The sequence below is a fragment of the Rhodococcus sp. P-2 genome (genome assembly GCF_016598535.1).
Lineage (GTDB): Bacteria > Actinomycetota > Actinomycetes > Mycobacteriales > Mycobacteriaceae > Rhodococcus_F > Rhodococcus_F baikonurensis.
The window spans coordinates 5,315,086-5,341,541 of sequence record NZ_CP066779.1; the positions used below are offsets into that span (position 1 = coordinate 5,315,086).

A 26,456-nucleotide genomic window follows, 5' to 3' on the forward strand; every position below is an offset into this window, starting at 1 on the left:
TCACCCATATGAAGGATTACCGATGACCCCGATCGCACCAGACACCGCGCGCCGCGTCTTCCGTGGAGCCGAACCGATACACGGCATGATCTACTTCACCCCCTACGGCGCGGAAGCATATGCCGCTCTGGGTTTTACACATCCTCGGATGGGGTACTTCGCTTCGCGGTCCGCACCCATGGGTGCTGTAGCAGCAGAAGTCACCATCGCTACCTTCTTCAACTTCAATCCGGCACTGGTACACGCGGTACTGCCGGAAGCCTGGACCATCGCCACCCCCGAACAGATCCTCGCCGCTCGACTCGACGCTGTCGACCGTTCGCTGCGCAAGGCATGGGGCGAGCATGTCGACGGCGAGGAGGTACGAGAAGCTGCCGAACTCGCGCGTCGAGCTGCGGAACGCGCATGCAACAGACCACAAGGGCGACCCCTGTTCGGTGGACACGCGTCATTGCCGTGGCCTGAAGAGCCTCATCTCGTGTTGTGGCATGCCCAATCCTTGCTCCGGGAGTTTCGCGGAGATTCTCATGTCGCACTTCTTCACACCGAAGGACTCAACGGTCTCGAAGCGTTGGTAGTCCACGCCGCGACCGGTGATGTTCCAGCTGCTGCTCTGCAAATGAGCCGCGCGTGGGACAACGATCAGTGGGCGGAGGGCGTCGAAAGTGTGCGAGCGCGCGGGTGGCTCGAAGACGGTGATGAGCTTCACCTGAACGAGCTGGGCCGCGATCGTCGGCAGAGGGTTGAGCATCAGACCGATGTGCTGGGGTCGTATCCGTACGAGGCGATCGGTGAAACCGGATGCAGTCGACTCATCGAAATCTCTGAACGTCTTTCCGGTGAAGTGATCGATGCAGATCTCGGATTCCCGGCCGCTCTGGCAGCGCGGCGCCGATTGCGTGCGTGACTGCAGGCGGTGAGTGTCGAACGTGGCTGGTGGTGATACGACGAGGGCATCACCGCCAGCCCGTTCACTGTTTGATCGCCGAAAGTGGGGTGAGCCCGAACCTGCACAGCGGGTCGTCATCCGAATGAGACTGCCGTTGTGCCGAATTCTCCCGCGGGATGGGTCAAGATGGCTAGATGTGGAAACAGGCACTCGGGTTTTCTTTGTTCGGTGCTGCCGTTGCCTTGATCGCTACAGCGCTGACACAGGGTTCGTCACAAGTACCGGCCACGATCACACTCTTTTCTGGCGGCACGACAATCTCGAGCGTTGGAGGCGAATCGCACTGGGCCTGGCCGATTCGGGCTGCACTGACCGGCGCTGTTCTGGGCGCGATGACCGGGTTCGTACTCCGACTCGCGGGCGTGCGAATGTCGGCAGGCCAAGACAACCGAGTGGTACGAACTGCGGTGGCAGGCCTCGCAGGAGTCACTCTTGGGTTGACGCCTCTGTTGGTCGTGATCAGCATGGCATTCACCGGGTCGGTTGACATCGGATGGTCCCCGCTCGCGGTCTACGCCGTCAGCGGTCTCGTGGCCTATGGTCTGTCGGTCGCCGCCGTGTTCGGAGTGCTTCGCGCTGCCGGAGATCGACTGACTGCTCGCACGACGCGAGCGGTCGCGGCGATGCTCCCGGTCGGGGCATTGGTCGCGACGGCCGTGGGTGTCGGAACTGCATGGAAGCTGGGCTTCTCCACCGCCGCTCCTACATGGATCGCGGTCGTACTACTGGTGGTACTCGTATTGGCCACGACGCTCGTTGCGGCACGAGCGTGGGCTCTCCGGACTCAGCCTCGTGACTTACCAGAAGTCGCATAGGCAGTGGGACGTGTGATTCGGACGGGTGCATCGCGATGAGGGGCGAACGAATCTTCGCTGGACTCGTCGTTGGCGTCCTGCTGGGGCTGTTCGGCTACCTGCCATTGGTACTCCTGTGGCAACACTTCGCTGATGTCCCGCAGCCGCAGCTGTATCCGAACCGTTCATTCACTTCGTTCGGCCCCAACCCGCCACCACTCACCTACTGGATAAGTTGGGCGGCGCCTGCCGCCGTCTTCGTCTTGCTCGGACTCATGACTATTCCTAGCCGCACCGGTCGGCAATTTGCATTGCCATTGGTTCTCGCGTTTCTTCCGGTCGCGGCAATGGTGGCGTGGTTCTGGATGTCGATGGAACTGTTCTTCAGCCCCGACTGATCACCCACCCGATCGCAGATCGCGGACCCCACCGCGAGCCCTGACAATGGCGCCGTTGCGCAGAGCGATCGCCTGATGCACCGCCGCAAGTGCCAATGCCAGCACTGCCGCAGGGAGGCTTCCCACCATCGACATCAGGGACGGCATATCAGAGCCGAAAGCCGTAAAGAAACCCAGCACTGCAGCACAAAGCATTGTCGCCGAGACGATCCAGGACACGAATGGTCGCGGGATAACGGCTGGAATGACGCACAGAGCCACCGGCAATGCGAGCACCAAGAAGAGATCTCGTCCGAAGTAGTCGTGAATCGAGCGGTAACAATCTGCCGAACTGAGTGGGCCGAGACCTATTTCGCAATTGGTGATCTCATACAGCGGCCCTGTGCCGTCGCGGATCCCAGAATCCCTGTGGCGACCGCCAATACAACCCACGCGATCCGAATCCCCGTCATACGAAGAGATCATGCCAGGAACGAAAAAACGCCCAGGAGCAGAAAGCGATTACAGCTCGAAATGCGAGGAAGGGCGATACCGTCACCGAACATCAAAGAAGGGATCAACCGATGTTGATCGCATGCGGTGCACTGATGCTCGCTGTTGCTGTCCATATTTACGGTGCTCGCCTCGCAGCTCAGGGAAACTATGGGCGGAGATCGCCTCTCGCGTCGGACCAATTCTCGACGCGAGTGGCACAACAAGTTCGGCGTGCTCAGCTCGCGGGCTAGGTATTGAGCTTGCTCGGAGCATCCGCCATCGTGAACGACTATTGGGAGACAGCACCTCTTTTGAGTGCAGGTAGCGCAGTCGGTGTACTCGGAGCAGTTAACGGCCTGCAGAGTTTAATTGTCACCGTGATGCGCAATCGCAGGTCGCAACAGGCTTGAAGTTTTCGGCCGTGATTTGTGGGAGGGTCCTTGCATGGACACACAACCGCAGACACAGTCGATCACCCCGGCTTGGAAAGTGTTCACAGCCATCGGTTTTGCAGGTGTTGTAGGCGCTGCCGTGACGTACTTCCGAGACGGGTCCACTGCGGCAGTGATTGCCGGGATGATCGTCCTCGCGATTGGTCTGCCGCTTACTGTCTGGTCCATCCTGCGAATGCTGCGCGAGAATCGAGAGCATCGCCTTCATTGGTGGAGAACGCCGCCGGTCAATCCGAGGAACGTCGACCTGTCTCGTGCTGTCGGCATTACGACTACAATTTTCGGTGCACTGACCATCTGGCTTAATACAACAGGTTCGGCGCCGTGGTGGTTGGCAGCAATCTTTACCGCCATTCTGATCGCGCTCTTCGGAGCAACCGTTGCCGTCCACAATATTCGCCTCCGTCGGCGAACCTGAGCTAGCCTTCCGCGCATGCCGGTTTCTGCGAGTGTCCGTGCGCGCCTGAGCTCCCACTTGGATGCAGACGACGAGATCCGGTACGTATTTCCAGCAGACGTTCTGATGAGCGCGAAACCGTGTGTATTTGTCGTGGTGAGCCGAAAGGCCATCACGGTGTTCTCGACAAGCTTTCGTTCGAGAAAAGTGCCGAGGTCGATCCTCACCCAGTTTCCGAGAATGACCGTTCTCGGCCCGGTCGATACTGCGTCCACCCCGCATTTCGTCGTTGCGGGCATTACGTATGAGATCGACGAAGAATATGTTGCAGTCGTGAATGCTGCCGACGCGGAGATCACGTCGCCACAGGACTTCCCGCGTGATCCGTTGCCGAACCTCTGAGGCACAAACAAAAAGGCAGTTTCTCATTTCTGAGAAACTGCCTTTTTGATCTAACTTCGGTCGGGCTGACAGGATTTGAACCTGCGACCACTTGACCCCCAGTCAAGTGCGCTACCAAGCTGCGCCACAGCCCGTCCCACGCCCTTGTTTCGGGCGCTTGGAAAGATTACATCAGGGACGGGCCGAAGTGCCAATCGGCAGGTCAGAGCCTTTTCAGTACCGATTTGGACGCAGAATCAGCGGCCCTTACGGTCACGCTTCTCGCGCACTCGTACGGATACGCGGATCGGGCTGCCGTCGAAGTTGAACTCTTCACGCAGACGCCGCTCGATGAAGCGGCGGTAGCCGGCCTCGAGGAAGCCCGTGGTGAAGAGAACGAATGTCGGCGGGCGTGTGCTTGCCTGAGTCGCGAACATGATGCGAGGCAGGCGACCACCACGCATCGGAGGCGGCGTAGCCGCCACAACTTCCTTGAGCCAGGTGTTCAGGCGACCCGTGGGGATACGCTTGTCCCAGGACTCCAGAGCCGTGTCGAGAGCCGGCACGAGCTTCGCCACGGCGCGACCGGTGTGGGCGGAGATGTTGACTCGCTGAGCCCACGGAACGCGGACCAGATCGCGGTCCACTTCCTTGTCCAGCATGAGTCGACGGTCCTCGTCCACGAGGTCCCACTTGTTGAATGCGATCACCAATGCACGACCCGTGTCGGCCACCATGCTCAGAACACGGAGGTCCTGCTCGGTGATCGGCTCGTGTGCGTCGATGAGCAGGATCGCGACCTCAGCGGCCTCGATTGCACTCTTCGTACGCAGCGACGCATAGAACTCGGCGCCGCTGGCATGGCTGACGCGCTTGCGCAGACCAGCCGTGTCGACGAAACGCCAAGGGCGCCCGCCGAGTTCGACGATGGAGTCGACCGGGTCGACGGTGGTGCCGGCAACATTGTGCACGACGGACCGCTCGTCACCGGACAGCTTGTTGAGCAAGCTGGACTTTCCGACGTTCGGCTTTCCGACCAGCGCAACGCGACGCGGACCGCCGCCGGGGATACCTTCACGCGGGGTTTCCGGCAGCTTCTCGAGAACCTCGTCGAGCAGGTCGCCGGTACCGCGTCCGTGGGTCGCACTCACGGAGTACGGCTGACCGAGGCCCAAGGACCACAGCGCTGCAACCTCGGACTCGGTGCGTCCGTCGTCCACCTTGTTGGCAACGAGGATAACCGGAGTCTTCGAGCGGCGAAGCACTCGAGCGACAGCTTCGTCCGTCGCCGTAGCGCCGACAACGGCGTCGACCACCAGGAGAATGGCGTCAGCCGTTCCCATGGCCAATTCGGCCTGGCGGGCAACGGCCTGCTGAAGACCCTTTGCGTCGGGTTCCCATCCGCCGGTGTCCTGGACGAGGAAGCGTCGTCCGGCCCAGTTCGCCTCGTACGAGACGCGGTCACGGGTAACGCCGGGGATGTCCTCGACTACCGCTTCACGACGGCCGATGATGCGGTTGACGAGCGTCGACTTGCCGACGTTCGGTCGACCGACAACAGCCAAGGTCGGGACGGCAATGTGCGCTTCGCCTTCGCCGTCCGCTTCGAGATCGGCGTAATCCCACTCCGATTCCTCGGACCAAGTTCCGTCACCGGCATATTCGGTTACCAGATCGTCGCTCACTGCACTGCTCCAGTTCTGTCGCTGACCACCAACAGCAACTTGGCGATCACATCTTCAATTCCCAATTCGCTCGTATCCACCAGGATGGAATCCTCGGCAGGGCGCAACGGCGACACTGCCCGAGTCGAATCGAGATGGTCACGGCGCTGCACATCAGCCAGCACCGCTTCGTAATTGTCTTCACGGCCTTGGCCGACGTTCTGCGTATTGCGCCGTGCCGCACGAGTTTCCGCCGATGCGGTCAAGAAAATCTTGACGTCGGCATCGGGAAGCACAACGGTTCCGATGTCGCGACCTTCCACGACGATCCGCTCCGCACCGGCCGCCAACTCACGCTGAGTGGCGACCAGCAGGTCGCGAACCTCGGGCACAGCCGAGACCGCGGAGACAGCCTTGGTGACCGCGTCGCCGCGGATCTCCTCACTGACGTCCGCGCCGTCGAGATGCACCTGCTCGCTGCTCGGATCGGTACCGATGGACCACGGCAACGCCGCAACGGCTGCCGTGATCGCGGCGGAATCAGCCAGATCGATTCCCTGACGCAGCACGTGCAGGGTCGCGATCCGGTAGATGGCTCCGGTGTCGAGGTAGCGAGCGCCCAAACGCTGCGCCAACGCGCGAGAGACGCTGGACTTGCCGGTTCCGGACGGTCCGTCCATCGCGACTACCAGCGGCATGGACGAATCGGTCACAGGCCGACCGCCTCGTACAGTCCACCGACCTCGCTACGTCCGAGGACGCGCTGCGTTCCCGGACGCTGATCGCCGAGAGCGACAACTCCGACGTTGGTGCGTACCAGGCGGACAACGGGGTGACCGACGGCATCGAGGAGGCGACGCACGATGTGCTTACGGCCCTCGTGCAGGACGAGCTTGACGAGCGTCTTGCCCTCGTTGATCTCGAGCACGGTGAACGCGTCCACCTTGGCCGGACCGTCGTCGAGAGTGACACCGTCACGCAGCTGCTTGCCGGTGCTGCGCTCGACAACGCCGTGAACCGTGGCGAGGTACGTCTTCGGAACCTCGAACGACGGGTGCATCAGGCGGTGAGCCAGATCGCCGTCGTTGGTGAAGAGGAGCAAGCCTTCGGTGTCGGCGTCGAGGCGGCCGACGTGGAAGAGCCGCTGACCGGACTGAACGCGCTCGGAGACGATGTCACCGACGCACGGGCGACCGAGGTCGTCGGACATGGTGCACTGCCACCCACGCGGCTTGTTCATCGCGAGGTAGACGAGGTCCTTCTGCACGACGACGCGGACGCCGTCGACACGAACCACTGCGTTCTCGGGGTCGACACGCAGACCCTGTTCGACCACGATGCGGCCGTCGACCTCGACGCGCCCCTGGTCGATCAGCTCTTCAGCTGCACGGCGTGATGCGACGCCGGCCTGAGCCAGCACCTTCTGCAAGCGGACGCCGTCGCCCTTCGGCGGGCCGTCGTGCTTGGTGATCTCGGCATGCTGGTGACGTGCCGGCTTGGCGTTGGAGACCAACGGGTTCTGAGAGACGACGCGCTGCGGCTTCTCGGTCTTCGGCTTGCCACGCTTGTTGGTCGCCGGCGGTGTCGGGGCTGCCGGGCGCTTGCGCGGAGGTCCGTCGAACTTGGATCCACGAGGTGCGTTCGACCATGCGCCGCCGCGAGGAGCGTCGGGGCGTGCGCCGCGCTGATCGTCACTACGACGGTCAGCGCCGCCACGCGGTGCGCGACGGGCGTCGACGTGGGGGGTACGGCGGTCGTCGCTGCGAGGTCCGCGCCGGTCGTCGTTGTAACCACCACGGCGGTCGTCGGTGCGTGCGGGGCGACGGTCGTCACTGCGCGGAGGGCGACGGTCGTCGCTGCGCGGGGGGCGACGGTCATCGTTGAATCCACCGCGACGGTCGTCCGTGCGGGGACGGTCGGATCCGGCGTTGCGGTCGTATCCGGAGGTACTGCGGGAAGTGTTGCTGCGTCCACCACGGGGCGCTTCGCTGCGTGCGCCGCGGGGGGCGTCGCTGCGACCACCACGGAGTGCTTCGCTGCGTGCGCCGCGGTTGTCGCGGGAGTTGTTACGGTCCGGTGTGCCATCTCGGCGAGCGGGATTGTTCACTTTTTTCCTGTCAGTTTTCTACTGTTTCCCGAGCGTGGTCGGGTCTTTCTCGGTGCTGACGACCGACGGAAGTCCGGTCAGTCGTCGACTTCGGTGTCCACTACGTCAGCGGGCACGTCGGCCTTGTTCATTCTCGCAAATCGCGGATCGGATTCCAGGCTTTCGCTGATGTCGTCGATGAGATCGACATCAGGCAAGAGCGGGGCCAACTCCGGGAGCTCGCTCAGCGAGGCCAGCCCGAGCCGTTCGAGGAACAGTTCGGTCGTGGAGTACCGTGTCGCGTTGGTGTCCGGGTCCGGCCCGGCTTCCGCGATCAGTCCGCGGGCAAGGAGGGTGCGTACCACCCCGTCCACGTTGACGCCTCGTACCGCACTGATCCGCGCACGAGTCAACGGTTGACGGTATGCGACTACGGCCAAAGTTTCCAATGCCGCCCTGGTCAATTTGGTGCGTGCGCCGTCCAATAGCAGCTTTTCCACGTACGGGGCAAACTCTTGTCGCGTGTACAGACGCCATCCGTCGCCCGCGTAGCGAAGGTCCATTCCGCTGCCGCGAGCGGTCAATGCGGCCGACATCGACGTCAGGCGTTCTTCGACTCGTTCCGGTGCGGTGCCGGTGACCGATGCGAGCTGGTTCACTTCGGCCGGCGAATCCACGACAAGCAGAAGCGACTCCAGCACTGCGTCGAGCTGATCGTCGTCGAGTTCGAAATCGGGGGCGGAATCTTCGGACTCCGAGGCGTGTTCGGTAGGCTCGATCATCTCGTCTAGCTGCGAAGACTCTGATTCCGTCGGCTCGGCGTTCATCCGTAGTCCTCCTCTGTGACCGGCGCGGCCGGGTCGTCTCCGGTCCAACTCACCATCAGCGGTCCGAGTGCTTCGGGTTGCTCGAACACAATGACCTGCCGGCGATACAACTCGAGCAACGCGAGAAATCTTGCGACTATCTCGACGGTGATCTCACACTCGGCAACGAGGTCCCCGAAGGGTGTCCACTCCCCTATGCCTCGCTCGCGCAGCAACTCGAGAATTCGCTCGGCTTGTTCGGGTATCGAGATATTGGACACATGGAGGTGATCGAGGCCCACCGTGGGCACCGGACGCGGCGTGAACACCGTCGCCGCTATCTCCGCAAAACGCTGCGGATCGACGCCCAACAGCACCTCCGGCAGAAGTTCGGTGAACTGATCCTCGACCGCCACCGAACGCGGATAGCGCCGCAGCGCCGCTTCCTCGAGCTCACCGAACAGCGCCGCAACTTGTTTGTACGCCCGGTACTGCAGCAGGCGCGCGAAGAGAAGATCGCGAGCTTCGAGAAGTCCCAGATCCTCCGCGTCCTCGACCTGCCCGGCAGGCAACAGCCTGGCGGCTTTCAGGTCCAGAAGAGTGGCAGCGACGACCAGGAATTCCGTCGTCTGATCGAGGCCCATCGCGCTGCCGAGTTCCTTGGTGTACGCGATGAAATCATCCGTGACCGTGTGCAGGGCAACTTCGGTGACGTCGAGTTGCCGTTGATTGATCAGGTTCAACAGCAGATCGAACGGGCCTTCGAAGTTCCGGAGAGTGACTCGGAAACCGGCAGCTTTGGCTGCGGTCTGAGCGTCGGTCGGCACGTTCGGGTCGATCGAATCCGGTGCGACTTCGACCGGATCTTCTTGCGATGCAATCAGTTCCACTAACGACCAGACCGGTGAATGACCTCGCGGGCCAATGCTCGATATGCCTCGGCCCCAGCCGACTTCGGCGCCCATGTCGTGATCGGCTCACCGGCGACGCTGGTTTCGGGGAACCGAACGGTACGGTTGATCACCGTGTCGTAGACGACGTCGCCGAAGACCTCCACGACGCGCGCCATCACCTCCCGTGCGTGCAGGGTCCGGGCGTCGAACATCGTGACGACGATGCCGGCCAACTCGAGCTTGGGATTGAGACGATCGTGCACCTTTTCGACAGTGTCGTTGAGGAGTGCCAGGCCGCGCAGGCTGAAGTACTCGCATTCCATCGGAATGATGACCGAATCGGCGCACGCCAGAGCATTCACCGTGAGCAAGCCCAGCGACGGCTGGCAGTCGATGAGCACGTAGTCGTACCGATCGAGAACCGGGTGGAGCACGCGTCCCAAGGTCTGCTCACGTCCGACTTCGGTGACCAATTGGATCTCGGCGGCCGAAAGGTCGATGTTGCTGGGCAGGAGGTCGAGGCCGTCGACTCGGGTTCTCATCAGCACGTCGTCTATGGACACACGCGGTTCGACCAGGAGATTGTGGACGGTCAGTTCGAGGTCGTGATGCTGAACGCCCAGTCCGGCAGACAACGCGCCTTGTGGATCGAGATCCACCAGGAGCACTCGACGACCGTATTCGGCCAACGACGCGCCCAGGTTGATGGTCGACGTCGTCTTGCCGACGCCACCCTTCTGGTTGCACATCGCGATGATCATCGCGGGTCCGTGATGCGCCAACGGTGTCGGTTGAGGCACCTCGCGGACCGGCCGGCCCGTCGGGCCGAGTTCTTCCGCGGAAACGGTCAGTGTTTCCGCAGGTGGAGAGGCTACTGGCGTCGTATCTATTTCGAACATCGCCTCTGGTTCGGAGGGTACAGCTGGTGCTGATTCGTTCACGCGCTCGAAGAGTTGGGCATTGACATGCGGCGGCGCGGACTCCGCCGCTGGTGGCTGCGATGTCGACACGGTCCGATGCTCCCCTACTCTTTCGGCGGTTGCTCTCGGCGCCGGCAAACCCCCGAAACTGCGGTGGAGGCCGCTCGCGCTCCTTGAACGCTACCGCTTACATCACCGAATGGTCTCGCAGACACGCATGAGCCAACCAACCCCTAACGGGCACGCGGGTGTGCCTGAGCCCACACTTCACGCAACGCGGTGACGGTGACCAGCGTGTAGATCTGCGTCGTGGTTACCGAAGCGTGACCCAGGAGTTCCTGCACGACACGTACGTCCGCGCCGCCGTCGAGCAGGTGTGTGGCAAACGAGTGCCTGAGCGTATGGGGTGAGACGTCCGCCTTGATTCCGGCCGACGCCGCCGCATCCTGAAGTATCTGCCACGCGCTTTGACGCGAGAGGCGTCCACCGCGAGCGTTGAGAAACAGGGCAGGAACACCGCGCGTCGCCAGGCTGGGGCGCCCACGGACGAGATACGCGTCGACGGCGGCGATCGCCGGCCTGCCGACGGGTACGATCCGCTGCTTGCCGCCCTTGCCCTTGAGCAGCACGGAACGGGTTTCGGTGTCGATGTCGTCGACGTCCAGATCGATCGCTTCGGTGATGCGTGCTCCGGTCGAGTACAGAAGCTCGAGCAGAGCGCGATCCCTCAGGTCGCGGGGCCCGTCACCGGCCGCACCGCCACCCGAAGCGTCGAGTAGGGCTATGACGTCGTCGAGCGGCAGAGCCTTGGGCAACTTGCGTCCGGGCGTCGGTGGCTTGACCGTCCGAGCCACATCGACACCGACCAGGCCCTCCGCGGCGGAGAACTTGTGGAATCCGCGGACCGCGATCAGGGTGCGCGCTGCCGAACTGGCCGCCAACGGTACGACTCCGGCATCTTTGTCACCCAGGCGCAGATGTGTCACGAATTCGGTGACGTCGTTCTCCGTCACGCCCGCGACGTCGTCGATGCCGCGCCCGTTCAGATAGTCCGCGTAACGATTCAGGTCGCGGCGGTACGAAAGAAGAGTGTTGCGCGCCGATCCTCGCTCGACCGCTAGATGGTCGAGATACGAGTCCACCTGTCGGGCAAGCACTTCAGGCTCGCGACTTGCGTTCTCCGAATGCGCGAGGACGATCGGGCCACGGTGCGTCGGCCGGGCGCAGCGGCTTTCCCGTCGAGCGTGCGGTAGCGATCGCGAGAATGCCCGATACCGCGGTGGCATTGACGAGGTCGCCGCGCAGCGCCATGTCGACGGCGTCGGCGAGCGGAACTCGCGAAATCTCGAGATCGGCTTCTTCGTGTTCGGGATCGTCGCGCTCCACCTCGTGCAACCCCTCGGCGAGGAAGACGCGAACCGCCTCGTCCGTGAACCCGGGTGAGAGAGCTACATCGACCAGCACCGACCATCGATCGGCGCCGAGTCCGGTTTCTTCGCCCAGCTCACGCGCTGCTGCCTCGACCGGGCTCTCGCCCGCAGCGTCGAGCAGACCGGCGGGGATTTCCCACAACCGGTGCCCGAGCGGGTGACGGTACTGGCGAATCAGCACCAGGTTGTCCTGCTCGTCCAGTGCCACGACGGCAACGGCGCCGTGATGCTCGACGACTTCCCGATCGGCACGCTGACCACCAGGCATCGCAACGGTGTCGACACGCAACGCGATGATCGCGCCGGTGTAGACCGTCTTGGAGCCGAGGGTGTCGAATTCGTGCCGACCGGGATCGCTCATCTGTGGCTAGACCTTTTCCACGTTCTCGACTGCAGCGTCGAGCGCCGTCTCGGTGGCGGCGGTGTCGATCTTCTCGTCACCGTGGACGTCGACGGGCAGGCGCTCTTCGAGCTTGTACGTCAACGCTGCTTCGACGAAGGCGGCGAACAGCGGGTGCGGACGCGTCGGGCGGCTCTTGAGCTCCGGGTGTGCCTGGGTGGCAACGAAGAACGGATGCTGCTCACGCGGGTACTCGACGAACTCGACCAGGTGACCGTCCGGTGAGGTTCCGCTGAACTGCAAGCCGGACTTGGCAATCCGATCGCGGTAGGTGTTGTTGACCTCGTAGCGGTGACGGTGACGCTCGGAAACGTCCTCGGTTCCGTAGGCCTGAGCGACGACGGAACCCTTGGTCAGCACGGCCGGGTAAGCACCCAGACGCATGGTGCCACCGAGGTCGGCGTCACCGGCGATGACGTCTTCCTGATCAGCCATCGTGGAGATGACCGGATGCTTGGTGTCCGGCTCGAACTCGGCCGAGTTTGCATCGTCGAGGCCGACGCTGCGAGCAGCTTCGATGACGACGCACTGCAGACCCAGGCACAGACCCAGCAGCGGCAGCTTGCGCGAACGTGCAAAACGGATCGCGCCGAGCTTGCCTTCGATGCCGCGGATGCCGAAGCCGCCCGGGATCAGAACACCGTCGACGTCACCGAGAGCGGCCTGCGCTCCAGCTTCGGTCTCACAGGCGTCCGACGGGACCCAGGAGATCTCGACCTTGGACCGGTTCGCGAATCCACCGGCGCGCAGAGCCTCGGTGACGGAGAGGTATGCGTCTGGCAGGTCGACGTACTTGCCGACCAATGCGACGCGCACGGTCTCACGCGGCTGGTGAACACGATCGAGGAGGTTGCCCCACACGGTCCAGTCGACGTCGCGGAACGGAAGACCGAGCTGGCGAACGACGTAAGCGTCGAGGCCCTCACGGTGCAGAACCTTCGGGATGTCGTAGATCGAGGGAGCGTCGGGCGTCGAGATGCAGGCGTCGACGTCCACGTCGCACATCAGCGCGATCTTGTTCTTGAGGCCCTGCGGAACGTCACGATCGCAACGAAGGATCAGCGCGTCGGGCTGAATGCCGATGCTGCGCAACGACGCAACCGAGTGCTGCGTGGGCTTGGTCTTGAGTTCTCCGGAAGGGCCGAGGTACGGCACGAGGGAGACGTGCAGGAAGAAGACGTTGTCGCGGCCGACGTCGTGGCGGACCTGGCGAGCGGCTTCGAGGAAGGGCTGCGATTCGATGTCGCCGACGGTTCCACCGATTTCGGTGATCACGACATCCGGGCGGTGGCCCTGCAGATCCGGGCCGCTCATCTCGAGGATGCGACGCTTGATCTCGTCGGTGATGTGCGGGATGACCTGAACGGTGTCACCGAGGTACTCGCCGCGGCGTTCCTTGGCGATGACCGTCGAGTACACCTGGCCGGTGGTGACGTTGGCCTGACCGGAGAGATCACGGTCGAGGAACCGCTCGTAGTGTCCGACGTCGAGGTCGGTCTCGGCACCGTCTTCGGTGACGAAGACCTCGCCGTGCTGGAAGGGGTTCATGGTGCCCGGATCCACATTGAGATAGGGATCGAGCTTCTGCATGGTCACGCGCATTCCCCGCGCGGTCAACAACTGTCCCAGGCTCGAGGCGGTCAAACCTTTGCCGAGCGAGGAAGCTACACCTCCGCTGACGAAGATGTGCTTGGTGGCGGTACGCGTGTTAGTGCGTGACTGTGGCAAAGGGGCTCCCGTGACGACTGTGCAGGGCTTGGTCTGATGAAGCATGCTGGGGCCTGCCGACCCACGGGATTTCACGGTAACACCTATCGGGGGTCGGTGCCTACAACGCGCCGACTTTCGACCCCCGATGTGACCGGCGTATCAATACCGGGGTGTCAGTTGGTGGGTGCGCCGACGGTAACCGCCGCCGCTCCCGGTCCCGTGCCGTAGCGGCCGGCGCCGCCGTTCAGCTGTTCCTGCAGCGCCAACGGCGTCGTGATCTTGCCCGACTCCCGATCGATGTTGTCGATGGTCGTCAATCCCGCTGAGAGCGCCGCATCCGCACGTGCGACGGCAACCGGACCACTACCCTCCGCCGAGCCGGGTCGGCCCGCGAGAATCGTTCCTGCGCCGCGTCCGTCGAGAGCGCCTGCAAACCGAGCGATGACCGCGCCGCGGTTACCGGTGGCTGCGTCGGATTCGCTCTTGTTGTCGCCGGTGAGAACCACAGCGAGCTGAGCCGGCTTGACCGCTCCGTCGTCGTAGCTGATGAAGCCGGCACTGCGCAGCGAGTCGAGCGCGAGATTCATCTCGTCGGGAGTGCTCTGCGGTTCGCTGTTCTGCCCGTTGAGAAGCAGAACCGACCCGAGAAGATCGCCCGCAAGGCTTCCCTGATCGACCGCACCGGTCTTGAGGGTGATGCCCGCAGGGATGACATTGGTGACGACGGTCCGCAAGCGGTCGCCGCCCGTGGCGTCGACAAACGAATCGGTGAGCGAGACGCGTCCGGTCACGGCGCCGCCGGCGGCAGTGACGAGTCGGTTGACACCGTCGAGATCACCGGGATCGGCGTCCGGTGCCGTGATCACGACGACCGTGCGACCAGCGAGACTGTCGCGCACGACGCGGCCACCCACGGCAGCATCGAAGCCGTCCGCGGAATTGAGTTGCTGCTGAAGCTGATTGGACTGTTGATTGAGGTCTTCGATCTCGTTCTGCAGGTCCGCCTTGTCGTCACGCAGACCGGACAGCAATCCACTGGACAGCATTCCCGAACCGAGCACCACGCCGATCGCGAGTGCCAGAAAGATTGCCGCTATGGAAATTGCATGTTGACGCATCGAAATCACTTGAAGAGCCCCTGAACCCACAGCGCGAAGCTGTTCCACGTTGCGATTGCCCAGTCGAGAACTTCACTACCGGCATTGGACACGACCAGGGCGACGATCACTGCCACCAGGGCGGCGAGCACCAGGAGCGCGATCGCGCCGCCAGACACTCGACTTCGATACAGCGTTGCGACGGCTTTGGCGTCGACCAGTTTCGGTCCCACCTTGAGCCGTGTCATGAACGCCGACGGATTGCTTTCACGGCGTCCGCGGTCGAAGAACTCGTCCAGGGACACCACGTTGCCGACCGTCACGATCAGTGAAGCTCCGTGGTGATCGGCGAGCAGCAGTGCAAGGTCGGTCGGTGAGCAGGTCGCCGGGAACGTCATCGCCCCGATACCGAGATCCTGGATTCGCGAAAGGCCCGCCGCATGTCCGTCCTGGTCGGCGGGCAGAACAACTTCCGCGCCGGACTTGAGGGTGGAACTGGTGATTTCCTCCGGGTCGCCCACGATCAGATCGGGGCGGTATCCGGCCTTGCTCAATACGTCCGCACCTGCGCCGACACCGATCAGGATCGGCGAATACTCCTTGATGAAGGGTTTGAGGTTCTTCAGATCTGCCTCGTGTTCGGGGCCGTCGGAGACGACCACGACATGGCGATCCTTCAAGTCGATGTCGATGTCCGGAACACCGATTCCGTCAATCAGCAAAGGGCTTTCGGTGCGGATGAACTCGATGGTGTTACCCGAGAACGCTTCCAGGTGATCGACCAGTCCGGTCTTGGCCTCGATCATCCGGTCGGAGATCTCGGCCTCGGTCTGCTCTTCACCCTTGACGAGGCTCTTCTCGCCGTTGAAGATCTCACCCTCGTGCAGGCGGATCTTGCTGCCGTCCTTGACGTTCTTGAAGACGTCACCGTCGACGGCATCGATCAGAACGATGTCGTTGGCGACGATCACTTCCGGGCCGAGGTTGGGGTAGCGCCCGGAAATCGACGGCGACGCGTTGACCACGGCCATGACTCCGGCTTTCACCAGAGCGTCGGCGGTCCGGCGATCGATGTCGACTTCGTCGAGGATCACGATGTCTCCAGGACCGACACGGCGCAGAAGCTTCGCCGTGTTCCGATCGGCCCTGGCGATGCCACTGATCCCAGGCAAGGATTCGGTGTTACGTGAGAGCAATCCGGGCATCTTCATGGCTTCGATGATGAACCTGAAACCGCGTTGACCGGTGGAGGCGCGCCGACAACTACCACATCAGTCACACCAACACCACAGAACCTTCAATCTGTGACGCGGGCCGCATTCGCGATCTCGAGCAGTTCTTCGGCGTGCGCACGACCGGTCTCGGTGTCGTCCAGCCCTGCCAACATACGGGCCAATTCGACCACCCGATCCGAATCCGACAGAGTCCGCACACCACTGCTCACCACTCCGCCTTTGTCGTCGACCTTGTCCACCACGAGGTGGGTGTCGGCAAACGCAGCTACCTGCGGAAGGTGGGTGACGACGATAACCTGATGCGTGCGAGCAAGTTTCGCCAATCGACGTCCGATCTCGACAGCAGCGCGACCACCGACCCCCGCGTCCACCTCGTCGAAAACCATCGTCGCGCCGGTGTCGCTACCAGCGAGAACAACTTCGAGCGCCAGCATGACGCGTGACAGCTCGCCACCGGAAGCGCTCTTGCTGATCGGAAGTGACGGTGCCCCACTGTGCGCGGACAGGCGAAATTCCACCTCGTCGACGCCGGCAGACCCCGCATGCAGGTCTACTCCCCCGACACTGAGCGGCGCCGAGTCCTGCGGGCCGGCAGGCTGCGAACGCACAGTCACCTCGAGGCCCGCACGTCCCATCGCCAGACCGGCAAGTTCCGCGCTGACCGCTTTGGCGAGCTTTGCCGCTGCCTTGACTCGCGCGGCGCTCAGCTTTGTGGCGGCTTCCGCCGTGAGGCCAGCCGTCTCCTCGACCTGCTTGGACAACAGCGACAACGCATCCGAGGACACGTCGAGTTTGGACAGACGAGCGCGAGCGGTATCCGCCCATTCGAGAACACCGTCGACATCGGCGGCGTACTTACGCGTCAGAGTTTTCAGTTCGGATTGCCGCGACAACAGCGAGTCCAGTGCCCCCGGATCGGCAGGAAGCCCGGACAGGTAGGTGTTCAGGTCACCGGCAACGTCGGTGACGACGGCAATAGCGTCGGCCAACCGGGAACCGAGACCGTCCAGATCGGCATCGGTGACCGACTCGATCCGCGCCCTCGCTTCGGACATCAGGTCGAGCGCAGGCATGACGCCCACATCGCCGCTGGCCATGTCGTCACTACCGGCGAGGGCAGCGTGCGCCTCTTCGGCCGCGGAGCGCAATGAATCGAGTTCGCTGAGCCGACGCACCTCGGCAACGATCGCCGTGTCCTCGCCGGGCTCGGGTGCCACGCCGTCGATTTCGTTGAGCGCGAAGGTCAACTGGTCTGCTTCCTGCGCCAGTTCACGAGCCTTCGACGTGCGCTCGATCAACTCCGAACGAGCGTCAAGCCACTCCCGACGATGTTTGCGGTACCTCGTCAGCAGCGTTCCGATTGTCTTGTCCCCGAAGCGGTCCAGAGCGTTGCGCTGTTGGTCGGGACGAAGCAACCGCAGCTGATCGTTCTGTCCGTGGACAGTCAGCAGCGGATCAGTGAATTCGGAGAGAACTCCCGCCGGCACGCTACGGCCGCCGAGATGGGCGCGCGAGCGGCCGTCGCTGCCGACCGTGCGGACGGCGATGATGGTCCCGTCCTCGTCCCGCTCGGCGCCCGACGATTCCAGGATTCGGACGATCTCACGCTCGGTGGCCGGTGAGACGTCGTCGGCGATGAATCGTCCTTCGACAACGGCTCGCGACGCACCCAATCGCACTCGACCGGCATCCGCTCGCGCCCCGCTGAGGAGGTGCAAGCTCGTGACGACCATCGTTTTACCTGCGCCGGTTTCACCGGTCAGGACGGTCAGGCCCTCGTGAAACTGGGCGCTGGCCTCGGAGATCACACCAAGACTGTCGATACGGATCTCTGCGAGCACGATTAAGGCTTCCTTCCTCGCCATCCGGTAACCGGAAGCTCGAACTTGCGAACCATCCGATCAGCGAAGGGCGCAGAGTCCAACCGGACCCACTTGACGGGAGTGGCGCCGCGAACGATCTCGACGCGAGCGCCGGCAGGCAGTTCCAACGTTCGACGGCCGTCGCAGAAGACCAGGCCGTCATGGCTACCGGCGACGGTCTCCACCGCGATGATCGAATTCGGGCTGGTGACCAACGGCCGCGCGAACAGCGCATGCGCGTTGCTGGGTACGACGAGCAGCGCTTCGAGTTCGGGCCACACGACGGGGCCGCCTGCGGAAAATGCATACGCGGTCGAGCCTGTGGGAGTGGACACGAGAACACCGTCGCAACCGAAGGCAGAGACCGGTCGGCCGTCGACTTCGAGGACAACTTCGAGAACTCCCAGACGCGAACGATTCTCGATACTGGCCTCGTTGAGCGCCCACCCGCGGTCGATGATCTCGTCGTCCACCCGAATCACGACGTCGAGTGTCATACGCGACTCGACGCGATATTCCTTGCGAACTACTTGTGCGAGAGCCTCGTCGAGATGCTCGGCCTCGGTCTCTGCCAGAAATCCGATGCGTCCGAGGTTGATGCCCAGTACCGGAATGGACGCTTCTTGAGCGAGCTCGGCGGCGCGCAGGAACGTGCCGTCGCCACCGAGAACCAGTACCAACTCGCATCCGACGGCGGCATCAGGGCCGGGATGAACAACGGTGACGTCGAGACCCGGCGCAGAGAAACCCGCGGGTTCCGTCATTGCTTCGATGCGCGAGCTGTCTGCTTCGTCGACGAGGACGCGCAGTCCGATTCCCGCGCGCTCGAAGATCTTCCCGACCCGCTTGGCAGTTTCCGTGATGTCACGTCGACCCGGGTGTGCGACAAGAAGGATCTCGCGCGACTCGCCGTTCGTGACCGCGTTCACTGGGGCCCTTCCTCTACAGCCTTGCGAATCATGTCCTCCACCGTGGGGACATCGTCGGTAGCGGCATCCGTCTCTTCATCGCCGGATGAACCTGTCTTTCGAAGCCACAGGAAATACTCGACATTTCCCGACGGACCGGGCAATGGGCTGGCCACCACACCTAACGTCCGCAGACCTACCTTTGCAGCAGCCTCCGACACGTCGAGCACAGCGGAGATTCGCAATTCCGGATCTCGTACGACGCCACCGGCACCGACGCGGTCCTTGCCCACCTCGAACTGAGGCTTGACCATCGGGACCAGGTCCGCACCGTCAGCAGTACAGGCGACGAAGGCCCCGAGTACGAGTTTGAGAGAAATGAACGACAGGTCCGCGACAACCAGATCGACTGTTCCACCGATCGTCTCGGCATCGATAGCGCGAACATTGGTTCGGTCGATGACATGCACGCGGTCGTCGGACTGAAGGCGCCACACCAATTGGCCGTAACCGACGTCGACGGCGACAACTTCCTTCGCACCACGCGTCAGAAGAACATCGGTGAACCCACCGGTGGAAGCGCCCGCGTCAAGGCATCGGCGTCCTTCGACCGTCAATCCTTCGGACCCGAAAGCGTCGAGGGCACCGATCAGCTTGTGTGCCCCTCGCGAGGCCCACGAGACTTCCTGCTCGACCTCGACTACCCGAAGTGGAGTTCCTGCCTCGATCGCCGTCGCAGGCTTGGTCGCGACTGCGCCCGAGATGAGAACTCGGCCTGCGGAAATCAGTTCTTGCGCATGATCTCGCGACCGTGCGAGTCCGCGACGGACCAGTTCGGCATCCACCCGTGCTCTACGTGCCACGTCAAGCCCTGTCCACAGAGGCGAGCGCCTGGACGAGCACCTCGTGTGCCTGTTCCAAAATATGTGCCTTCTGCGGAATCACACCTGCTCCGTGCTGATCGTTCGGATCGTGCTCGATGCCGCCGAGGCGCGCCAGCAAACCGTCGACGTCAGAACGTATACGTTCCGGATCGACGGTCTGGCGTGGCCCGGGCAACGGCGATCCGTTACTCGAGTTTCCGGGGTGCGGTGTCGGCGTGCTCATCGCGCACAACGCTAGTGCATGACTCTCGGTTACGCATACACCCGCACCCCCGCGAGTCGAACACATTTGCGAGAAATCAGACGAGCCAGGAAGCAAACAGATCCGCCACGCCGGCGTCCGACGCTTCCAGTGTCTGGAAGGACGGATTGGCCCATGCGACAGGCGCAACCGCGCGTAGAAGGGACATCTCGTCACCGACAACCGGGCCGTCGACAACCAGCGCCGATCCGTTCACGGAGACAGACCACTTGGAGTCCGCACCGACCAGCGATTCGACGGCCGGCTGATTGAGCGAATCCAGAGTTGCTGCAATGTAGGTGGGACGCTGCTCAATCGGAGCCCGCAGTACGTCGCCCGGCGTGCTCACACCGGTGAGAACCAACAACGAGTCGACCGAAACAGCATGTGCGCCTTCGATATCAGTGTCCAGACGATCGCCGACCACCAGAGGACGCGAACACCCGCTGCGAGCGAGCGCATCCTCCATCAGCGGTGCAGCCGGCTTACCTGCCACCAAGGGTTCCTGCTTGGTCGCAGCGCGTAGAGCTGCCACCATCGAGCCGTTTCCGAGAACCAAACCCCGTTCCGACGGCAGAGTGGTGTCCAGGTTCGCAGCCACCCACAGCGCGCCGGCCCTGATCGCCAAGCACGCCTCGGCGAGGATCGTCCAGTCGGTCTCCGTCGAATGTCCTTGAACGACAGCAACCGGAGAATCCGCGAACTCACGAACCGGAAGCAATCCGACGCGGGTCACCTCGTCGGCCAATGCGTCGGTACCGACGACCAGAACAGCTGCACCGGGTTCGAGACGCTCAGCCAACAGGCGCACTGCCGTCTGAGAACTGGTGACGACACGATCATCTTCGGAATCGAAACCGAGTTCGGTCAGATGCGCCGACACTGCCGAAGGCGAGCGACTCGCATTGTTGGTCACGTAGTACAAAGCCTGCGTGCCCTGCCCCAGAGCAACCTGGGTGCCGGGAATCGCATGAGCTCCGGCGTACAGCGTGCCGTCGAGATCGAGCAAAAGTACGTCGTACTGAGTACGAAGCACGGTCACTGATCTTCTCCGGTCAACTCGGCCACCCGTTCTTCAGCATCCGTGTCACCCTCGAGGTCTGCAGCTGCAGCGTTGAGGAACCACTTCAGTCCGTCTTCGACACGACCGGCTGCAACGAGGGCATCGGCATAGGCGTAGAACAGCCGAGCCGCGGCTTCACCGGTACGCGCTGCGTCCAGATCCTTGGTCTGCAGCGTGACAACTGCCTGATCGAACTGACCGAGATCCATGCGGGCGCCGGCGACGACGATCCTCAACTCCGAAGCCTCGTCGCCCGAAAGCAGGGCAGCCTCGTCGCTGCGGCCGAGTTCGATCGCGCGCTCGGGTCGACCCAAACCGCGTTCACAGTCGGCCATGACAGCGATCAGACCCGGTCCACCAGCCATTCGACGGGCAGCACGAAGCTCGGAGAGAGCTTCAGCCCATTCACCGGCGTGGTACGCGGTGATTCCAGCAGCTTCACGAACGACGGCAATACGGCCGGCGCGCTGACGAGCAGCGCGAGCGTGGAGCAGTGCGAGTTCCGGGTCTTCATCGACGAGCTTTCCTGCCATGACAAGGTGACGCGCAACGGTGTTGGCGTTGTCCTTGTCGAGGCTGAGCAGATCCCGACGAACGGCCGGGTCCAACTCGGTGGGCTCTACGTTATCGGGCAAATCCGGTTCGTCAGGTCGTGCTTGCTGACGGTTGCGGTCGCCGTCGCGCCCACGAGGGGTGAACCCACCCTCGCCGCCGCGACGTTGTCCGCCGTTGAATCCGCCGCCGCGGTTACTGTTTCCAGCACCACCACGGTTGTTGTCTCCGGCACCACCGCGGCGGTCTCCGCCTGCAGCGCCGCGTGATCCACGCCCGTCGTTGTCACGACGGGGGCCACCTGATCGAGGCGCTCCTCCCCCACGGAAGGACCGACGCTCGTCGCCATTCTCCGACACAGTCATTCCTCTCATACAACGCACGAAAGGGGACCCAATATGTTGGGTCCCCTTTCGGTTAACGGGTGTTCGGCGGTGTCCTACTCTCCCACACCCTGTCGAGTGCAGTACCATCGGCGCTGAAGGGCTTAGCTTCCGGGTTCGGAATGGGACCGGGCGTTTCCCCTTCGCTATGACCGCCGTAACTCGTCGTCGACTTACCCGCACCGTTCGGGCCCAGAAAGCCCGTCACGATGCCCGGCTTGACCGTGAACGACAAATCGTCCACCGCTTTCGTCGGTCCGTAAACCTTGGTCAATCCCCTCAGTTCAATCATGAGGAGAACTCTGCCCTACCGGCAATAACCAGCACATCGGCCACAGGTCTAGTTCCGAGTGGTACTCAGGTAGGACATGAGTCCGGGCAATTCGGGCAGAACCCCGAGAAATCACCCGGATCTCGTCCCTCAGGACGACGCTTGAGCCCAGAATCGCTTGGGGATCCGGCCGGCGTGCCGCGCCTCGAAACCTGCCACGACAGCGTGACGCATCGCCGACGCCATCAGCGCGGGGTTCTTGGCCCGCGTCACCGCTGTCGCAAGCAGGACGGCGTCGCAGCCCAACTCCATGGCAAGGGTGGCGTCGCTGGCCGTTCCGATCCCGGCGTCGAGGATGACGGGCACGCCGGCGCGCTCGACGATCATCTCGATGTTGTGCGGATTCGCGATGCCCAACCCGGTGCCGATAGGTGAACCGAGCGGCATGACTGCTGCGCAGCCGACCTCTTCGAGGCGAAGCGCCAGCACCGGATCGTCCGTCGTGTAGGGCAGAACGGTGAATCCGTCGTCCACCAATTGTTCTGCGGCGGAAACGAGTTCGATTGCGTCGGGCAGCAGTGTCCGCTCGTCGGCGATGACTTCGAGTTTGACCCAGTTCGTCTCGAGCGCTTCGCGTGCCAACTGCGCCGTCAGCACTGCCTCGGCGGCGCCCCGACACCCGGCGGTGTTCGGCAGCGGTTCGATTCCGAGGCGACGAAGCAGGTCCAGAACACCCGTGCCGCCGGCCGCGTCGACTCGCCGCATCGCGACGGTGGTCAGTTCGGTGCCGGAGGCGACAAGCGCCTCCTCGAGCACCGCGAGGTTGGCGGCGCCGCCGGTTCCGGTGATGAGCCGGGAACCGAAACTGCGGCCCGCGATAGTGAGAAGGTCCTGCTCAGCCACCCTGCACCGCCGTGAGGATCTCGATTTCCCAACCACGTCCGACGGATTCGTCCCAGCGCCCGCGAGGAAAGAGCGCACCGTCGACGGCGACGGCGATACCCTTGCTCGGCAACTCGAGGTGCGTCAGAAGTTCGGTCACCGTGACTGCTCGATCGAACTCGAGATCTTCGCCGTTGACGGTGATCCCGATCGGGACCTGCTCACTCATGAATTTTCCTTAGCTACTGCGAACCGCTCGGGTTCGGTTCCTTTTACCTCGACCAAAGATGTGCCGTTCAACAACGCGAGCGTCGCATCGGCGGTGACGGGCGTCAGCAGGACCCCGTTGCGCCCGTGCCCGGTGGAGACGACGACACGATCGGACACGCGCCCGATCAACGGCAGGTTGTCCGGCGTCATGGGACGCAGGCCTGCCGCGCATTCGTACAGTTCGTATTCGCCGATCGCCGGCATCAGCGCCTCGGCGTCGTTGATCAAGTCCCGTACTCCGGCCATCGTGACCTGTGTGTCCTCACCGGACTCGTATTGTGTTGCGCCGACGACGATTCCGTCGCCTCGCGGGACGAGGTAGGCCGGCCGGCCGTGGACGCTGCCACGGATCGTTCGACTGGGCGCCGGGGTGACTCCAGGCCTACTCCGCAGGCGAAGAATCTCGCCTTTGACCGGGCGTACCGGTAGCCCGGGCCACAGCTTGGGTGACGCGATACCGGCGGTGAGCACTACCTGATCGGTGTCCAGTTCGGCGAGGTCGTTGACGGCACGCGCGATCAATTCGACGCCGGTTTCCGCGCAGGCCTTCTGCAGCGCCTCCAGCAGAAGTCTGTTGTCGACGGCGGATTCACCGACGGCCATCAACCCCGACCGGATGCCCCGGCCCAGCATCGGTTCGAGTTCACGGATGCGCGCCCGACCGAGAACTTCGAGTTCGTGCCCCTGCGAGCTCACCCACTCGGCGATGGTCTGCAGGTCCTGCGCGTCGGCAGCATCGAGTGCAACCGTCAGCGAGCTGTCCGCGGTGAAGACCGATTGCCCGAATTTTCCGAGCTCCTCACCGAACGCCGGCCACCGTTCCAGGGAAGCTGCACCAACCGTCAACGCTGTTTCTTCACCCGGCCAGCCTTCGGAAAGCGGTGCAAGCATTCCGCCCGCCACCCACGAAGCACCTGATCCAATGGACGGGTCGTACAACCGAACGGACCACCCGTCGCGGGCTGCGCGCCACGCTATGGCGAGACCGATGACACCGCCGCCGACCACTGACACCGTACGAGCGTGTGTACTCACGAAACTCCACCTCCACTTCCTGCGCCGGCATGATCCGGGTCAGGTCTGACGGTCGGGATCTGGTCGCGATCCCCTCTCAGCCCCACGAACCTCGCAGTCACGACAAAAAAGTGACGACGACGTTTCAGGACTCCCGTGTCGAACCTTGCTCCCTAGAGGCTACCGTTTGCTCCGTGCACCCCACACATCCCAGTAACGACATCGACCGGCGCGAGCGCCTGGCAGCAGCACGGCTGTACCTGTGCACCGACGCGCGCCGCGAGAAAGGCGACCTCGCGCAGTTCGCCGAGGCCGCTTTGTCCGGCGGAGTCGACATCATCCAATTGCGTGACAAGGGCTCGGCCGGTGAGCGCGAGTTCGGCCCGCTCGAAGCCAAGGACGAACTGGTAGCGCTGGGCATTCTCGCGGCAGCAGCGCGACGCCACGGCGCATTGTTGGCCGTCAACGATCGCGCGGATCTCGCGATGGCTTCCGGTGCCGACATCCTCCACCTCGGCCAGAACGACATTCCGGTCCCCTACGCGCGAACCGTTGTCGGTGAAGACGTCGTCATCGGCCGTTCGACGAGCAGTCGCGCGCAGGCCAGTCTGGCCGCCATCGAAGAGGGCGTCGACTACTTCTGTACCGGACCGGTGTGGGCGACACCGACCAAACCGAATCGAAGTGCGTCCGGTTTGGAACTGGTTCGATCGACCGCCGACGCCGCGCCGCCGCGCCCCTGGTTCGCGATCGGCGGTATCGACGAGGAGCGCCTGCCAGAGCTGCTCGACGCCGGTGCCACACGCATCGTCGTCGTGCGTGCAATCACGCACGCGTCGGATCCCCAGGCGGCCGCGCAACGCCTCGCCGCAGCCGTCGCCGGACGCTGAAAACCGGTAACTGGCGACCGTCAACTGTTTGCCGGGCGATTCCGCACAGTTACGGGTCAGCACGCCTGACTCGAAACATGAACGGAAGTTGTCCGATCAGACAACAAACCCCCAGTTCCTAGGTGCGATTTGATGTCCGAAAAGTCGGAATGCGTGATCTTGATCACAGTTGCTCCGATTGCGTGTCACATCCCATTCGGTTTGTTGTAGTTTACCTCCAGTTACTAACTGAACCTAGGAGCACTAAATGGGATCCCTCGACACCGGCTCGCTCAGCACCGAATCGCTCGAAGACCTGAACCTCGGCAAGATCAGCGAGCTGCTCAAGCTCGGTATCACCGCGGTCAGCTTCATCACGGCGCTGAACTCGCTCAGCTGAGCCTCGTTTCGGTCGGGAGACCGAAACACGGAAGGGCCGGACTCCTGAGGAGTCCGGCCCTTCTGCTGTGTATATGACCTGTTGAGACTACGTCGCTACAACTGGGTATTGCTCGCCTCGGACAGGTTCTGATCACTGCCTTCAGGAGAATTACCCGACAACCATCCGAATCCGCCGTCCTCGAGCACGACGGTGTGCGGGTCGCCGTCCACCGACACAACCGGCTCGGTCCGGAGCTCAGGCCACGAGGAACCGAATCCCGGATGCAGCGGCAGTGAGTCGACGTCGGCTTCACGCACCCACCGCAACTCGGTGCTCTCACCGTTGGCAACCGTCGACAGTGGATGCGCAGCATCAGCCACGACGGTGGTGTACGTCCACCCGCTCTCGGCGCGCATCGTCACTACTTCCCCGCGAACGCGGACGGCGTCCTCGGCGATACCTGCTTCTTCGTGTGCCTCCCGGACTGCAGCGTGCGTCGTGCTCTCGTGTGAGTCCCGCGCTCCGCCGGGCAGTGCCCACGTTCCACCCTGATGACTCCACGCCGCACGATGCTGCAGCAAGACCATGGGTGATCCGTCCGAATCGGGGGCACGCAGAAGCAGTCCAGCGGCTCCGTGTTTACCCCAATGCCGAGTACCGTCCGATCCGATGGACCAACCGTCACCGTCACCACGCATCGACTACCTCGCTCCGCCTGCTCTCGCCGTTGTCCCACACTAACCGTTTCAATCTGCTCCAGGTGTAGGTGATGCTTATATGCTCGCGAAG

At 63.2% G+C, this 26,456-nt stretch carries 28 protein-coding genes, 1 tRNA gene, 1 rRNA gene, 2 pseudogenes and 1 riboswitch; of the genes and pseudogenes, 7 read left to right on the forward strand and 25 right to left on the reverse strand.

Annotated features, from left to right (window positions below):
* The first annotated feature begins 22 nt into the window (after window positions 1-22).
* From I7X09_RS24700 to I7X09_RS24710, 3 genes are all read left to right on the forward strand, one after another.
* On the forward strand, window positions 23-907 hold the full coding sequence (locus I7X09_RS24700) for an SCO6745 family protein (protein WP_200314133.1): 885 nt from the start codon (window positions 23-25) through the stop codon (window positions 905-907).
* Window positions 908-1,083: 176 nt separating this feature from the next.
* Window positions 1,084-1,764, forward strand: coding sequence for a hypothetical protein (locus I7X09_RS24705; protein WP_200314135.1), 681 nt, complete (start codon window positions 1,084-1,086; stop codon window positions 1,762-1,764).
* A 35-nt stretch (window positions 1,765-1,799) separates the two neighbouring features.
* The gene (locus I7X09_RS24710) at window positions 1,800-2,141 is read left to right on the forward strand and encodes a hypothetical protein (RefSeq protein ID WP_200314136.1); all 342 of its coding nucleotides are present in this window, start codon (window positions 1,800-1,802) and stop codon (window positions 2,139-2,141) included.
* Here the strand turns inward: I7X09_RS24710 and I7X09_RS29620 are convergent, their stop codons facing one another.
* Window positions 2,142-2,276: a hypothetical protein gene (locus I7X09_RS29620; protein ID WP_267910366.1), complete on the reverse strand. Its 135-nt coding sequence runs from the start codon at window positions 2,274-2,276 to the stop codon at window positions 2,142-2,144.
* Window positions 2,277-3,059: 783 nt separating this feature from the next.
* On the opposite strand from I7X09_RS29620, the gene I7X09_RS24720 reads away from it, so the two are divergent.
* Both I7X09_RS24720 and I7X09_RS24725 read left to right on the forward strand, forming a co-directional pair.
* Window positions 3,060-3,485: a hypothetical protein gene (locus I7X09_RS24720; RefSeq protein WP_200314138.1), complete on the forward strand. Its 426-nt coding sequence runs from the start codon at window positions 3,060-3,062 to the stop codon at window positions 3,483-3,485.
* Between the two features lie 219 nt (window positions 3,486-3,704).
* Window positions 3,705-3,866: a hypothetical protein gene (locus tag I7X09_RS24725; protein ID WP_200314141.1), complete on the forward strand. Its 162-nt coding sequence runs from the start codon at window positions 3,705-3,707 to the stop codon at window positions 3,864-3,866.
* Window positions 3,867-3,926: 60 nt separating this feature from the next.
* Here I7X09_RS24725 and I7X09_RS24730 read toward each other — a convergent pair.
* From I7X09_RS24730 to thiO, 23 genes and pseudogenes are all read right to left on the reverse strand, one after another.
* A tRNA-Pro gene (locus tag I7X09_RS24730) sits at window positions 3,927-4,000 on the reverse strand.
* Window positions 4,001-4,102: 102 nt separating this feature from the next.
* Complete coding sequence (der, locus tag I7X09_RS24735; protein ID WP_003946199.1) at window positions 4,103-5,530, reverse strand: ribosome biogenesis GTPase Der; 1,428 nt, start codon at window positions 5,528-5,530, stop codon at window positions 4,103-4,105.
* Window positions 5,527-6,207, reverse strand: a complete 681-nt coding sequence (gene cmk, locus I7X09_RS24740) for a (d)CMP kinase (protein WP_029255443.1) — start codon at window positions 6,205-6,207, stop codon at window positions 5,527-5,529. The genes der and cmk overlap by 4 nt, the downstream gene beginning before the upstream one ends.
* An 11-nt stretch (window positions 6,208-6,218) precedes the next feature.
* Window positions 6,219-7,616, reverse strand: coding sequence for a pseudouridine synthase (locus I7X09_RS24745; RefSeq protein WP_200314143.1), 1,398 nt, complete (start codon window positions 7,614-7,616; stop codon window positions 6,219-6,221).
* Window positions 7,617-7,693: 77 nt separating this feature from the next.
* Window positions 7,694-8,377, reverse strand: coding sequence for an SMC-Scp complex subunit ScpB (gene scpB, locus I7X09_RS24750; protein WP_037127047.1), 684 nt, complete (start codon window positions 8,375-8,377; stop codon window positions 7,694-7,696).
* A gap of 41 nt (window positions 8,378-8,418) precedes the next feature.
* Complete coding sequence (locus tag I7X09_RS24755) at window positions 8,419-9,291, reverse strand: segregation and condensation protein A (protein ID WP_200314145.1); 873 nt, start codon at window positions 9,289-9,291, stop codon at window positions 8,419-8,421.
* Complete coding sequence (locus I7X09_RS24760; protein WP_003946138.1) at window positions 9,291-10,304, reverse strand: ParA family protein; 1,014 nt, start codon at window positions 10,302-10,304, stop codon at window positions 9,291-9,293. The genes I7X09_RS24755 and I7X09_RS24760 overlap by 1 nt, the downstream gene beginning before the upstream one ends.
* A 143-nt stretch (window positions 10,305-10,447) precedes the next feature.
* Window positions 10,448-11,371 carry a site-specific tyrosine recombinase XerD gene (gene xerD / locus I7X09_RS24765; protein ID WP_095970025.1) on the reverse strand — a complete coding sequence of 308 codons (924 nt, stop codon included), beginning with the start codon at window positions 11,369-11,371 and terminating at the stop codon, window positions 10,448-10,450.
* Between the two features lies 1 nt (window position 11,372).
* The gene (locus tag I7X09_RS24770; protein ID WP_200314147.1) at window positions 11,373-12,005 is read right to left on the reverse strand and encodes an NUDIX domain-containing protein; all 633 of its coding nucleotides are present in this window, start codon (window positions 12,003-12,005) and stop codon (window positions 11,373-11,375) included.
* A 6-nt stretch (window positions 12,006-12,011) separates the two neighbouring features.
* On the reverse strand, window positions 12,012-13,772 hold the full coding sequence (locus I7X09_RS24775; protein ID WP_003946139.1) for a CTP synthase: 1,761 nt from the start codon (window positions 13,770-13,772) through the stop codon (window positions 12,012-12,014).
* Window positions 13,773-13,927: 155 nt separating this feature from the next.
* Window positions 13,928-14,881 carry a copper transporter gene (locus I7X09_RS24780; protein ID WP_007731900.1) on the reverse strand — a complete coding sequence of 318 codons (954 nt, stop codon included), beginning with the start codon at window positions 14,879-14,881 and terminating at the stop codon, window positions 13,928-13,930.
* A complete protein-coding gene (steA, locus tag I7X09_RS24785) occupies window positions 14,878-16,062 on the reverse strand; it encodes a putative cytokinetic ring protein SteA (protein ID WP_007731902.1) in 1,185 nt (394 codons plus the stop codon). Before steA ends, I7X09_RS24780 begins: the two co-directional genes overlap by 4 nt.
* An 86-nt stretch (window positions 16,063-16,148) precedes the next feature.
* Window positions 16,149-17,927: a DNA repair protein RecN gene (gene recN, locus I7X09_RS24790; protein WP_124568492.1), complete on the reverse strand. Its 1,779-nt coding sequence runs from the start codon at window positions 17,925-17,927 to the stop codon at window positions 16,149-16,151.
* 2 nt (window positions 17,928-17,929) lie between these two features.
* Window positions 17,930-18,877 (reverse strand): NAD kinase, encoded by a 948-nt coding sequence (locus I7X09_RS24795; RefSeq protein ID WP_003946132.1) that lies wholly within the window; start codon window positions 18,875-18,877, stop codon window positions 17,930-17,932.
* On the reverse strand, window positions 18,874-19,719 hold the full coding sequence (locus tag I7X09_RS24800; RefSeq protein ID WP_166810098.1) for a TlyA family RNA methyltransferase: 846 nt from the start codon (window positions 19,717-19,719) through the stop codon (window positions 18,874-18,876). Before I7X09_RS24800 ends, I7X09_RS24795 begins: the two co-directional genes overlap by 4 nt.
* 1 nt (window position 19,720) lies before the next feature.
* Window positions 19,721-19,963 (reverse strand): hypothetical protein, encoded by a 243-nt coding sequence (locus tag I7X09_RS24805; RefSeq protein WP_095970021.1) that lies wholly within the window; start codon window positions 19,961-19,963, stop codon window positions 19,721-19,723.
* Window positions 19,964-20,039: 76 nt separating this feature from the next.
* Entirely contained in the window at window positions 20,040-21,023 is a 984-nt protein-coding gene (locus tag I7X09_RS24810) for an HAD-IIA family hydrolase (RefSeq protein ID WP_200314154.1), read from the reverse strand.
* Window positions 21,020-21,961 carry a hypothetical protein gene (locus I7X09_RS24815; protein WP_073513327.1) on the reverse strand — a complete coding sequence of 314 codons (942 nt, stop codon included), beginning with the start codon at window positions 21,959-21,961 and terminating at the stop codon, window positions 21,020-21,022. The genes I7X09_RS24810 and I7X09_RS24815 overlap by 4 nt, the downstream gene beginning before the upstream one ends.
* Window positions 21,962-22,022: 61 nt before the next feature.
* Window positions 22,023-22,139: ribosomal RNA gene (rrf, locus tag I7X09_RS24820) — 5S ribosomal RNA — on the reverse strand.
* Between the two features lie 3 nt (window positions 22,140-22,142).
* Window positions 22,143-22,271: pseudogene (locus I7X09_RS24825) on the reverse strand (ATP-binding cassette domain-containing protein); the annotation flags it as partial.
* A 129-nt stretch (window positions 22,272-22,400) separates the two neighbouring features.
* Complete coding sequence (locus tag I7X09_RS24830; RefSeq protein WP_007726857.1) at window positions 22,401-23,153, reverse strand: thiazole synthase; 753 nt, start codon at window positions 23,151-23,153, stop codon at window positions 22,401-22,403.
* Window positions 23,146-23,361 (reverse strand): sulfur carrier protein ThiS, encoded by a 216-nt coding sequence (gene thiS, locus I7X09_RS24835; RefSeq protein WP_003944402.1) that lies wholly within the window; start codon window positions 23,359-23,361, stop codon window positions 23,146-23,148. Before thiS ends, I7X09_RS24830 begins: the two co-directional genes overlap by 8 nt.
* Window positions 23,358-24,437 carry a glycine oxidase ThiO gene (gene thiO, locus I7X09_RS24840; protein WP_095973703.1) on the reverse strand — a complete coding sequence of 360 codons (1,080 nt, stop codon included), beginning with the start codon at window positions 24,435-24,437 and terminating at the stop codon, window positions 23,358-23,360. Before thiO ends, thiS begins: the two co-directional genes overlap by 4 nt.
* Window positions 24,437-24,584, reverse strand: a riboswitch (TPP riboswitch). (Overlaps the previous gene by 1 nt.)
* Before the next feature lie 26 nt (window positions 24,585-24,610).
* On the opposite strand from thiO, the gene thiE reads away from it, so the two are divergent.
* The gene (gene thiE / locus I7X09_RS24845) at window positions 24,611-25,306 is read left to right on the forward strand and encodes a thiamine phosphate synthase (protein WP_095973704.1); all 696 of its coding nucleotides are present in this window, start codon (window positions 24,611-24,613) and stop codon (window positions 25,304-25,306) included.
* Between the two features lie 247 nt (window positions 25,307-25,553).
* On the forward strand, window positions 25,554-25,685 hold the full coding sequence (locus I7X09_RS29625) for a hypothetical protein (RefSeq protein WP_003944354.1): 132 nt from the start codon (window positions 25,554-25,556) through the stop codon (window positions 25,683-25,685).
* 227 nt (window positions 25,686-25,912) lie between these two features.
* On the opposite strand, the pseudogene I7X09_RS24850 reads toward I7X09_RS29625, so the two are convergent.
* Window positions 25,913-26,365, reverse strand: a pseudogene (locus I7X09_RS24850) (NUDIX hydrolase); the annotation flags it as partial.
* Window positions 26,366-26,456: the final 91 nt, after the last annotated feature.

Bases quoted from the DNA above. Each gene is read 5' to 3' on its own strand.
- I7X09_RS24700 (WP_200314133.1), top strand. From the start codon at position 23: ATGACCCCGATCGCACCAGACACCGCGCGCCGCGTCTTCCGTGGAGCC.
- I7X09_RS24705 (WP_200314135.1), top strand. From the start codon at position 1,084: ATGTGGAAACAGGCACTCGGGTTTTCTTTGTTCGGTGCTGCCGTTGCC.
- I7X09_RS24710 (WP_200314136.1), top strand. From the start codon at position 1,800: ATGAGGGGCGAACGAATCTTCGCTGGACTCGTCGTTGGCGTCCTGCTG.
- I7X09_RS29620 (WP_267910366.1), bottom strand. From the start codon at position 2,276: ATGTCGATGGTGGGAAGCCTCCCTGCGGCAGTGCTGGCATTGGCACTT.
- I7X09_RS24720 (WP_200314138.1), top strand. From the start codon at position 3,060: ATGGACACACAACCGCAGACACAGTCGATCACCCCGGCTTGGAAAGTG.
- I7X09_RS24725 (WP_200314141.1), top strand. From the start codon at position 3,705: ATGACCGTTCTCGGCCCGGTCGATACTGCGTCCACCCCGCATTTCGTC.
- cmk (WP_029255443.1), bottom strand. From the start codon at position 6,207: ATGCCGCTGGTAGTCGCGATGGACGGACCGTCCGGAACCGGCAAGTCC.
- scpB (WP_037127047.1), bottom strand. From the start codon at position 8,377: ATGATCGAGCCTACCGAACACGCCTCGGAGTCCGAAGATTCCGCCCCC.
- I7X09_RS24770 (WP_200314147.1), bottom strand. From the start codon at position 12,005: ATGAGCGATCCCGGTCGGCACGAATTCGACACCCTCGGCTCCAAGACG.
- steA (WP_007731902.1), bottom strand. From the start codon at position 16,062: ATGAAGATGCCCGGATTGCTCTCACGTAACACCGAATCCTTGCCTGGG.
- I7X09_RS24805 (WP_095970021.1), bottom strand. From the start codon at position 19,963: ATGAGCACGCCGACACCGCACCCCGGAAACTCGAGTAACGGATCGCCG.
- I7X09_RS24815 (WP_073513327.1), bottom strand. From the start codon at position 21,961: ATGACTGTGTCGGAGAATGGCGACGAGCGTCGGTCCTTCCGTGGGGGA.
- thiS (WP_003944402.1), bottom strand. From the start codon at position 23,361: ATGAGTGAGCAGGTCCCGATCGGGATCACCGTCAACGGCGAAGATCTC.
- I7X09_RS29625 (WP_003944354.1), top strand. From the start codon at position 25,554: ATGGGATCCCTCGACACCGGCTCGCTCAGCACCGAATCGCTCGAAGAC.